The organism is Streptomyces sp. NPDC127068 (genome assembly GCF_042724695.1).
Lineage (GTDB): Bacteria > Actinomycetota > Actinomycetes > Streptomycetales > Streptomycetaceae > Streptomyces.
Genome location: NZ_JBHXEN010000020.1, coordinates 116,851 through 127,382, shown reverse-complemented (window position 1 = coordinate 127,382; position 10,532 = coordinate 116,851). Strand labels below are relative to the sequence as shown.

At 72.2% G+C, this 10,532-nt stretch carries 5 protein-coding genes; 1 reads left to right on the top strand and 4 read right to left on the bottom strand.

All coding sequences use genetic code 11. From position 1 onward, the window contains the following. Positions 1 to 143 precede the first annotated feature (143 nt). The 3 genes from ACFWIA_RS15315 to ACFWIA_RS15305 are packed head-to-tail and all read right to left on the bottom strand — an operon-like array spanning position 144 to position 8,427. Entirely contained in the window at positions 144 to 1,064 is a 921-nt protein-coding gene (locus ACFWIA_RS15315; RefSeq protein ID WP_387004437.1) for a hypothetical protein, read from the bottom strand. 5 nt (positions 1,065 to 1,069) lie between these two features. Next, positions 1,070 to 2,839: a sulfite reductase subunit alpha gene (locus tag ACFWIA_RS15310; protein WP_387004452.1), complete on the bottom strand. Its 1,770-nt coding sequence runs from the start codon at positions 2,837 to 2,839 to the stop codon at positions 1,070 to 1,072. A 5-nt stretch (positions 2,840 to 2,844) separates the two neighbouring features. Then, positions 2,845 to 8,427 (bottom strand): glutamate synthase-related protein, encoded by a 5,583-nt coding sequence (locus ACFWIA_RS15305; RefSeq protein WP_387004435.1) that lies wholly within the window; start codon positions 8,425 to 8,427, stop codon positions 2,845 to 2,847. A gap of 268 nt (positions 8,428 to 8,695) precedes the next feature. Between ACFWIA_RS15305 and ACFWIA_RS15300 the strand changes: the two genes are divergently transcribed. Further along, positions 8,696 to 9,178 (top strand): GNAT family N-acetyltransferase, encoded by a 483-nt coding sequence (locus tag ACFWIA_RS15300; protein ID WP_387004432.1) that lies wholly within the window; start codon positions 8,696 to 8,698, stop codon positions 9,176 to 9,178. Here ACFWIA_RS15300 and ACFWIA_RS15295 read toward each other — a convergent pair. After that, entirely contained in the window at positions 9,105 to 10,463 is a 1,359-nt protein-coding gene (locus ACFWIA_RS15295) for an MFS transporter (RefSeq protein ID WP_387004430.1), read from the bottom strand. The genes ACFWIA_RS15300 and ACFWIA_RS15295 overlap by 74 nt on opposite strands. Positions 10,464 to 10,532 lie beyond the last annotated feature (69 nt).

Here is a 10,532-nt window from a genome sequence, read left to right as displayed (position 1 = left end):
CACCCCGAATACTTTTTTTTTTCTTTTTTTGGTGGTTCTTTTTTTTTTTAAAACAAACACACACCCAACACACCCCCCCTGGGGGGGGGGCCCAACCCCCCGGCCCTCCCCCCCCCCCCCTCACTGCGCTCCCGCGGTGACGTCTAGGCGTCGGGCAGTGACTCTGCGAGGTCTTCCCAGGCCGCGTGCACCTGCTCGCCGACGATCCCGAACTGCGTGATGACCGCGACGCAGCGCCCTTCCTCGTCGTCCAGTTCGATCGCCGAGGTCGGGCCGTGCGCCGCCGTGGAACGGACGAGGTGCCCCGCCCGGACGGCCCCGAGTTCGATCTCCACCGAACTCTCCGCGATCGCCGCGAACACCTGACCGCCGATGGTCTGCTCGGTGACGTGCACCCGGCCGCTGCACGCCTGCATGGCCGCCGGGGCGAACACCGCGACGCCGATCGGCAGGCCCGCGGAGCAGACGTGCTCCAGCACCGCAGGTACCACGCCGACGTCGATCGCCCGGTGCTCGCCGCGGTACCGGTCGAACGCCCCGCGCCGGGCCACGCCGCCGTCCACGAGGACCGCGTCGAGCTGCGCGAGCTGGTCGCCGTCCTCCCACGCCGGCACCCGGGGGGTGGTGGGCGGTGCGGTGACCGTGGTGCCCACGCCGGCCGGGCGGGCGAGGCCGACCAACAGGCGGTCCGCCTCCGAGAGCAGCCGCCCGCGGTGCACGGTCCGGCCCTCCGCGTCGAACAGGTCCAGGGTGACCGTTCCGGTGCCCTCGTCCCGTACGACCGCGGCCGCGACGAGGCCGTCGCCGTCGATGCGCAGGGCGATCGAGCCCGCCTGCACGGTGAACGCTTCACCGCGCAGGCTCGGCACCCCGTAGCTGCCGGCCTGGTCGATCCGGGCGACCGGCCCGCCGGTGACCGCCTGGACGTGCTGGAACAGCGTCAGGCAGTGCGCCAGCTCCGGCATCCGGGCGTCGATCAGCCGGACGGTGCTGTTCCTCCTGCCGCAGCACTTCTCGAACGCGCACAGCCCGTCGGTGTCCTGCGGCTCCGGATGATCGCCCACCATGCTCAGTACACGTCCCGGACGTAACGCTTCGCCCGGCGCAGGTCCGCCAGGTACTGCGCCGCGTCGTCGTCACCGCGTCCGCGCTGCTCGGCGATGACGCCCAGCAGTGCCGCCTCGACGTCCTTCGCCATGCGGGAGGCGTCGCCGCAGACGTACAGGTACGCGCCGTCCTCCAGCCACCCGTACAGCTCGCGCGCCTGCTCGCGCATGCGCGTCTGTACGTAGATCTTCTCGGCCTGGTCGCGGGAGAACGCGAGGTCGAGCCGGGTGAGGACACCCTGCTCGCCCAGCTGGGTGAGTTCGTCCTCGTACACGAAGTCGGTCTGTCGGTGCTGGTCGCCGAAGAACAGCCAGTTGCGGCCGGTGGCGCCCCGTGCGGCGCGTTCGTGCAGGAAGCCGCGGAACGGTGCGATCCCGGTGCCGGGGCCGATCATGACCATCGGCGCGTCGTCGTCCGTCGGAACGCTGAAGGAGGCGTTCGGCTGGACGTAGACGCCGACGTCCGGGTGCTCCGCGTGGTCGCCGATGCGGTCCGCGAGGAAGGTCGACGCGACGCCCTCGTACCGGCGCTGCCCGGTGCCGTACCGGACGGACGCGACGGTGAGGTGGATGTGGTCCGGGTGGGCGAGCGGACTCGACGAGATCGAGTACTGCCGCGCCTGGAGCGGCCGGAGGAACGGCAGCAACTCGTCGAGGCCCGGTGCCGAGGGACCGGCGTCGCGCAGCACGTCGAGGACGTCCCGGCCCCAGAGCCAGGAGTCGAGGTCGGACCGGTCGCCGTGGGCGACGACCGCGGCGAGCTCGCTCGACGGCGCCCGCTCGACCAGGTCGGCGACGAGTTCCTTCGACGGGGTGCGGATCTCCCGTCCGGTGCGCAGCACCTCGGCGAGCGGACGCCCGTCGACCTCCTCGTCACCGCTGGCGCCGAGGTGGGCGAGCAGTTCGCCGACGAGCGCGCCGTCGTTCACCGGGACGACGGCGAGCGCGTCGCCGGCCGCGTACGTCATCCCGCTGTCGCCGAGGGCGAGTTCGTAGTGGCGGATCTCCTTCGCGCTGTCCGGCGAGGACAGCAGCCGGTTGACCGCGAGCCGGGACCGGTAGGGGTTGCGCTTGTTCCAGGCCGAACGCGCCGCGGGAGCCGCGGCGGACGGGGCACCGGAACCCGCCGCGGCGGGCGTGCCCGCCGGCGTCGCGCCGGTCTCGGCGACGAGGCGGTCCAGGACCGCCGCCGTCCACGCCGCGGCCGGCTCCTCGAAGTCGACGTCACAGTCGACGCGGTCGAGCAGCCGGGTCGCGCCGAGCTGTTCCAGACGGGTGTCGATGAGCTTCGCGGCCTGGCAGAACTCGTCGTACCCCCGGTCGCCGAGCCCGAGGACCGCGTAGCGCAGGCCCTCCAGCTGGGGTGCCCCCTCGGCCTGGAGCGCTTCCCAGAACAGTCCGGCGTTGTCGGGCATCTCGCCCTCGCCGTACGTCGAGGTCACGATGAGCAGGTGGGACATTCCGGCGAGTTGCTCGGGCGTGATCGCGTCGAGTTCGGTGGCGGTCCCGCCGAGGCCCCGGGTACGGGCCCCGGCGACGACCTCGCCGGCGAGGAATTCGGCGCTGCCCGTCTGGGTGCCGAACAGGACGTCGACGGTGGCGGTGGGCGCGTCGCCGGCCGCGGTCTCCCGGCGTCCGGCGGCGGCGATGCCGGCGATGAACCCGGCGAGCCACGCCTCCTGTTCGGCGGAGAACGGCGCGTCGGCCGGGATCAGGGACCCGGTCGGGGACATGAGTGTCACGTGGTCACCGCTTCGGTCGGGGCCTGCGGGAGGTGGCGGACGGCCAGGTCGGCCAGGTCGGTGAGGGCCGCGGTCGCGAGCAGTTCGTCGAACCGGGCGGCCCGGACACGGCCGGCGTTCTTCCTGTTCTGGTGGAGGATCCAGCCGTAGGTGCCGGGAGCGTCCACGCTCAGGTTGTTGCGCTGGTTCAGTGCCCGCTTGTAGTCGTCGAGGCGCTTGACGGCGATGAGCGTGGCGAGTTCGTCGTCGTCGAACCGCTCCAGCGTGCCGCGCAGGTACTTGACGACGCGCTGCTTGACGAAGAAGTCCTCGGTCAGCACGAGGTTGCGGACGGCCTCGGCGACCCGCGGGTCGTCCGGGCCGCTCGCTCCGGGCACCCGCTTGAGCGCGAGGTCCTGTGCGACGCCGAGCACCGTGTACGAGGACAGCAGCGAGAACATGTCGTCGCCGCCCGGGTCGCCGAGGGCCGGGGCGCGACCGCCGAGCACGGTGCGGCGGTCGCGGTAGTCGACCTTGAACGCACGGAGCTTGTCCGTCGCGATCGACGTCGCGAGCTCGTCGAGGAGCTCGGCCCGGGTGGCCGCGGCGAGGATCTCGGAGGCGTCTTGGTACAGCAGCAGCGCCCTGGGCATCCCGCAGTACAGGTGCTGGCGTTCGGTGTCCCAGTCGTGGAGCAACCGGGCCGCGAGCGGCGAGCCGGTGGCCTCCACGTGCCACTCCAGGAGCAGTCGCACGGCTTCCTCGTGGAAGGCGCCGTGCTCGGTGTCGGTCACCCGGAACACCCGCAGGGAGTCGGCGCTCACCCGGCCCGGCAACTCGCCGGAGGGGTCGTACTGGTAGAGGAACCCGCCGCTCATGCCGTTGCCGAGGCCCTTGCCGAAGCCGCCGAGGTTGAGCACGGTGCCGCCGGTCATGTACTCGCAGCCGAAGTCTCCGACGCCCTCCACGACCGCGGTGGCGCCGGAGTTGCGCACGGCGAACCGGTCGCCGGCCTCGCCCTGCACGAACGTCCGGCCGCCGGTCGCGCCGAACAGCGCGAAGTTCCCGACGAGCACGTTGCCGCCGCGTTCGGTGCTGCCGCCGCCGGGGGCGCGGACGATGATCCGGCCGCCGCTCTGGCTCTTGCCGACGCCGTCGTTCGCGGTGCCGGTGTGCTCCAGGGTGATGCCGTCGTTGCAGAACACGCCGTACGACTGGCCGGCGGAGCCGGTGGTGCGGATCCGTACGGCGCCGTCGACGAGCCGGCGGCGACCACGGTCGTCGGTCACGACCGCGGGTGCTCCGGCCAGGTCTTCGGCGTCGAGTTCGTGGTTGAGGAGGCGCTCGACGTCGATGCCGAGTTGCCCGCCGACGGACTTGTCGCTGTTGGCGAGGCGGACGCCCTCGATCAGCGCGGTCGGCTCGCGCCGGTCGAGGAGTGCGGCGCGGACCCGTTCGATGAGGGCGTCGTCGGTGGTGAAGTCCTTCTCCAGGTACTCCGGGTCCGCGATGACCTTCTCGGGCACGCGCGCGAGCAGCCGGCGCACGTCGAGGCGGCCGACGCTCGCGGGGTGGTCGAGCATCTGGAGCAGGTCCGTGCGTCCCCGGGCCTCGCGCAGGGACCGCAGACCCGCGCGGGCGAGGATCTGGCGGACGTCGTGCGCGATGTTGAGCAGGTACTGCGCCAGGGCGCGCGGGTCGCCCTCGAACGCCTCGGGGTTGGTGGTCAGCCCGGCGGGACACTTCACGTTGCAGTTCTTCGCCATGACGCAGCCGAGCATCATCAGCGCGGTCGTGCCGAACTCGAAGCTGTCGGCCCCGAGCAGCGCCGAGGTGACGACGTCGCCACCGGTCTGGTGGGCGCCGGAGCAGCGCAGGACGACCTTCTGCCGCAGGCCGTTGGCGACGAGCGCCTGGTGCACCTCGGCGACGCCTATCTCCGCCGAGCGGCCGGCGTACTTGAGGCTGGTGACGGCGGCGGCGCCGGTGCCGCCGGTGTTCCCGGCGACGTTGATGACGTCCGCGCCGGCCTTGGCGACGCCGACCGCGATGGTGCCGATGCCCTCCGAGGACACGAGCTTCACGATGACCCGTACCCGCGCGGCCTTGCAGTCGTGGATGAGCTGCGCGAGGTCCTCGATGGAGTACGTGTCGTGGTGCGGCGGCGGGGAGATCAGTTCGATGCCCGGGGTCCCGCCGCGCGCGGCGGCGATGTCGACGGTGACCTTCGGCGCGGGGAGCTGACCGCCCTCGCCGGGCTTGGCGCCCTGGCCGATCTTGATTTCGAGCTCTTCGAGCATCGGGTCGGCGAGGTAGCCCGCCCAGATGCCGAACCGGCCGGAGGCGAACTGCTTGATCCGGGAGCCGCGGATGGTGCCGTACCGGGAGTGGTGCTCGCCGCCCTCGCCGCTGTTGGACATGCCGCCGACCATGTTCGTGCCGTGCGCGACGGCCTCGTGCGCGGTCGCCACGAGCGCGCCGTGGCTCATCGCGCCGGAGGCCAGCGCACGGGTGATCTCGTGCGCGGGCTGCACCTCGTCGAGCGGCACGCTGTCGGGCGCGTGCGCGAAGAGCGCGAGCAGCTGGGCAGCGGTGCCGACGGCGGCGACGAGGACGCCGTCCGGGCCGGCGTCGAGCGTCTCGACCTCGCCCGGGTGCGCGAGCGCGAGCCCGTCGGCGAGGGCGGCGTGCCGCTGGGCGTCGTCGGGGCCCGGGGAGGTGAGGCGCAGCCGGGCCGTCACCGTGCCTTCCCGCCGCTCGGTGACCGTGGCCGTGGCCTTCTCCGTGTCGGTGGGGTCCATGGACACGGCCACGCCACGGACGGTGACGCTCTCGTTGCCGGTCGTGGAGAACCGGCCGAGTTCACGGGCGAAGTCCTCCGGGGTGCGCAGCCCGGTGACGTCCGCGGGCAGCGCCAGCACGTCGCGGAGCGCGGCCGGGCGGCGCGAGCGCTCCTCGTGCGTCGTCCGGAGGAAGGAGCGGTACCCGGGGGTGATCCGGAACGCGTCGATCTCGGCGTCGCTGAGCGCGTCGTACCCGGTGTTCTGGTAGGCGGCTTCGGTGATGCCGAACGCGTCGTCGAGTTGGCCGAGGGTGAGCAGCCGGAGCGCGTCCGGGTCGTCCTGCCGGCCGAACTTCGGCGGCTCCTCGGTCATGCCGCCGAAACCGCGTACGGCCGTGACGCCGAACGAGTGGCCGGCGCCGTCCGAGCGCTCCTTGAACAGGCCCAGCAGCGGGATCTGCTGCTCGGTCTGCACCGTGCGGGCCCGCTCGTGCCAGTCGGTGGCGGTCTGCGCGATGCGGGCGAACCCGACGCCGCCGACCGGGGCCTCCATGTGCGGGAAGATCCGGGCGAACACGTCGTCGCGGGTGTCGAGGTAGTTCGGCTCGAAGAACTCGCCGCCGACGTAGCTCTCGGCGGTGCACAGGCCGACGCGGCCCATGGTCTTGGCGAGGGACTTCTCGGCCGCCTTGCGGAACTTCGCCAGGGCCCGGTCGGTCGCGGTGACCTCCCCCGCGGGGGCCGGCGCGCTGGGGTACTTCTCCTCGGCGCGCAGTCGGGCGCTGAGGCTGTAGACCGCCGAGGCGCCGAAGCCGAGCGCCGTCGCGACGTGGTGCGAGGAGGCCAGCTGGCCGCTCTCCGCCACGATCGACACGCGCAGGCGCAGCCCGGTGTCGATGAGGTGCTGGTTCACCGCCGCGACGGCGTGGATCACCGGCAGCGGAGCGTGCGTCGACGAGATGGCCCGGTCGCTGAGGACGACGATGCCGCCGCGCTCGGTGGCGAACCGCTCGACGTCCTCGCAGAGCCGTTCCAGTGCGGACCGGAGTGCGTCGGCGTTCGCGCTCTCGTCGCCGAGCACCGGGACGTAGAGCATGTCGAACCGTTCCAGCGGCACGATCCGCTGGTCGCGCAGCCGGACCATGTCCAGGTGGCCGAGCACGGGCGAGGACAGCACGAGCTGCCGGCCGCTGGTGTTCCCGGTGCCGTCGGGCTTGGGGCCGAGCGCGATCCGCATGCTCATGCCGTCGGCCTCGCGGATGCTGTCGAGCGGGGGGTTCGTCACCTGGGCGAAGCGCTGCGAGAAGTACTTCGCCATGCCGCCCTCGGTGTCGCTGAGCGCGTTGATGGCGTTGCCGTACCCCATCGCCGAGATCCGCTCCGACCCGTTGGCGAGCATCGGGTCGAGCATGAAGCGGAAGCTCTCCTGGTTCAGCGAGTACGCCACGTACCGGCCGGGGAGCGTCAGGTCGCCGTCGTACCCGAGCGTCGTGGTGCCGCGCTCGTAGTCGGGTGCCGGCAGGTCGTCGAGGTTCACCCGCGCCGCCGCGAGCAGTTCGGAGTACGGGCGGCGGGCGGCGAGGGCGTCGAGCACCTCACGGGTGCGCATCCGGCGGCCCGTGCGGTGGTCGACGACGAGCATGCCGCCGGCCTCGATGCGGCCCCGGTGCACGACCTCCTCGTCGGGGAACGTGACCTGGCCGGCCTCCGAGGCGACCATCAGGTACTCGGCGGTCTCCACGGTGCGCAGCGGACGCAGGCCGAGCCGGTCGAGCCGGGCGCCGATGACGTCGCCGTCGCTGAAGATCACGGCCGCCGGGCCGTCGTTCTTCTCCTCGTAGAGCGAGAAGTGCTCCAGCATGTCCCGGACGGGGACGGGCAGCGTGTGGTCGTTCTCCCACGCGGGCGGCATGAGCGACACGACGGCCTCGACGATGTCCAGGCCGTCGTCGAACACCCGGCTCTGGAGGGTCTGGTCGAGCCGGCTCGAATCCGACTGCCCCGGCGGACGCACGATGCTGCGGGTGCGGGCCCGGGCGAGGGCCTCGTCGGACAGCCGGTTCTTGCGGTCGGTGTTGAGCTCGCCGTTGTGCGCCATGAGGCGGAACGGCTGGGCCATGGTCGGGTGCGGTTCGGTGTTCGTGGAGAACCGGGTGTGGAAGTACAGCGAGCGGACGGAGTGCCGCGGGTCGCAGAGGTCGCGGAAGTACCCGATGACCTCGCCGGAGTTGAGGCGTCCCTTGAGCACCTGGGTCCGCGCGCTCAGCGACAGCGGGTACAGCCCGGCGTAGGCGTCCTCGGCGTAGGCGACGGCCTCGACGGCGAGCAGCGCGCGGTTGGCGGCTGCGTCGACCTCGGTGCGGTCCCAGCCCTGGGGCGCGCGGAACACCCACTGCACGATGGGCAGTTGATACTGGCGGGCGGCCGGTCGGGCGACGCTGTGGTCCACCGGAACGTCACGGACCAGCAGGACGTCGAACCCCTGCTCGGCGATGCTCCGGCCGACGAGGTCCACCGCACCGTCACGGCGGGCGGCGTCGGTCGGAACGAAGCAGTTCGCGACCCCGAAGTGTCCGGCGCGCAGCGCTTCGCCGGTGACCGCACCGAAGAACTCCACCGACAGGTCGACGCTCACGCCGGCGCCGTCCCCGACGCCCTCGGCGGACTGGCCGCCGCGGTGCGGGATGGCGCGGAGCGCTTCGTCGCCCTTGCGGATGACGTCGTGGCTCGGCTCCCCGTCGAGGCGGGTGAGGAAGCCGACGCCGCAGTCACTGTGTTCGCGGGCAGGGCTGTATAGACCTGGGGTCGAGTGATTCACATGGGTCCTGTCGGCGAGTGTTCCGGCAGCGGACGGCCAGGCTGCGTCGGTGAAGCGCTCGCCGCGGGCGGACCGAAGAGACGGTCGAGCCCCGAATGGTGCGGATGAGAACGGTAAGGCTTGCCTAACCGCCTCCGCAAGGGTGTACGCGCCACTTTATCGGGAACGGCGCGTCTGCGGAACCATGACCTGCACGTGTCTCCTCTCACGGCCGGTGGCGCCCCTGCATGCACTACTGTTTCCGGCTCGGTGCGGCACACTCCCCTGCATGGTGACTCTCCGTACGATCACGAAGGGTGACTGGCCGCTGTGGCAGGAGGTCCGGGTCGCCGCCCTGACCGATGCGCCGCACGCGTTCAAGTCCCGCATCGCCGACTGGCACGGCAGCGCCCGGGAGCAGTGGCGCGCGAGCCTGACCGTCCCCGGTTCCCTCCATGTCGTCGCGCTGCGCGACGGGCTGCCCGTGGGCATGGTCCGGGGCCTCCCCGGGGACGGCGGGACGCGTGCGCTCAGGTCGCTGTGGGTCAGCCCCCGGGCGCGGGGTCAGCGGGTCGGAGACCGACTGATCGGGAAGGTCGTGACCTGGGCCCGGGGGTCGGGCGCCACCATGTTGGAGCTCTCGATGATCCCCGGGAACGCGCACGCCCTCGCCCTCTACCGGCGCCACGGGTTCGTCCTCACGGAAGCGCTCGGGGAGGTGCTGTCCGACGGCGTGACCCGGGAGCAGGTGATGGCCCGGAGGCTGCGCTGACCCCGTGGGCACCGGGGCCGGGGGTGGTCCGCGGCGCACGAGGGATGACGAGGGAGAGGAGTGCGGCCACGGCGCAGGCGGCGCCGAGGACGATCCACACGGGGTCGTAGGTGCCGAAGGCGTCACGAACGGCGCCGCCCAGGACGGCGGCCAGCGCGGCGCCGAGCTGGTGGGCGGCGTTGGTCCAGCCGAAGACGATGGCGCTGTCCTCGCCCCAGTAACGGCGGCACAGGGCGATGACCGGCGGGACGGTGGCGAGGTCGAGCAGACCGAAGAGGGCGACGAAGGCCAGCATCGGCGGGTTGACGGTGGCCGCCATGATCAGCGGAAGGGCGACGAGGAGCAACCCGCGGAGGGTGAAGAAGACGGCGAGCAGCCGGTGGGCGTCCATCCGGTCGGTGAGCCAGCCGGCGGCGACGGTGCCGACGACGTTGAAGACGCCGATCAGGGCGAGCAGCGTGGACGCGGTGGTGACCGGCATGCCGTGATCGTGCGCGGCGGGGGCGAAATGGGTCCACATGATCCCGTTGGTGGAGGCGCCGCAGACGGCGAACGCGGCGGCGAGCAGCCAGAACGGGGTGGTGCGCGCGGCGTTCAGCAGGACAGTGAGCGTGCGACGGGCGGCGCCGGCCACCGGTGGCGGCTTGGGGACGAAGACGTCGCTGCCGTAGGGGCGTTGACCGGTGTCGGCCGGGTGGTCCCGCAGTGCGAGGACGGCCACCGGAGCGAGGGCGAGGGCGGCGAGGGCCAGGGTCACCAGCGCGGGTCGCCATCCGTGGTGGTCGACGGTCCAGGACAGGGCGGGCAGGAAGACCATCTGCCCCAGCACGCTGGCGGCGGAGAGGACGCCCGTGACCAGGCCGCGGTGTGCGGTGAACCAGCGGTTGGCGACGGTGGCGCCGAACGTCATCGAGAGGGAGCCGGTGCCCAGTCCGACGAGCAGGCCCCAGAGCAGGGTGAACTGCCATGCGGTGGTCATCACGGTGGTGAGCAGGGCACCGGCCGCGACGACGGCGAGCGCCACCGTGACGACGGGCCGGATGCCGAAACGGTCCATGAGCGCTGCGGCGTAGGGGGCGGTGACCCCGTAGAGGATCATGTTCACCGAGGCGGCGAGGCCGATGGAGCCCCGGGACCAGCCGAAGTCCTCCGCCAGTGGTGCCTGGAGGATGCCGGGCAGGGTGGCGAAGGCGCCGGCGACGACGATCGTCAGGCCGGCGGCGACGGCGACCCACCACGCGCGGTGGCCGAAGGTCCTGCGATGGGTTCGGGGGGTGACTCGCATGGTTGGCCATCCTTCTTCGCGCTCACGACACCCACCACTGGCCAGCTGGACAGCGAGTGAAAGAATCTG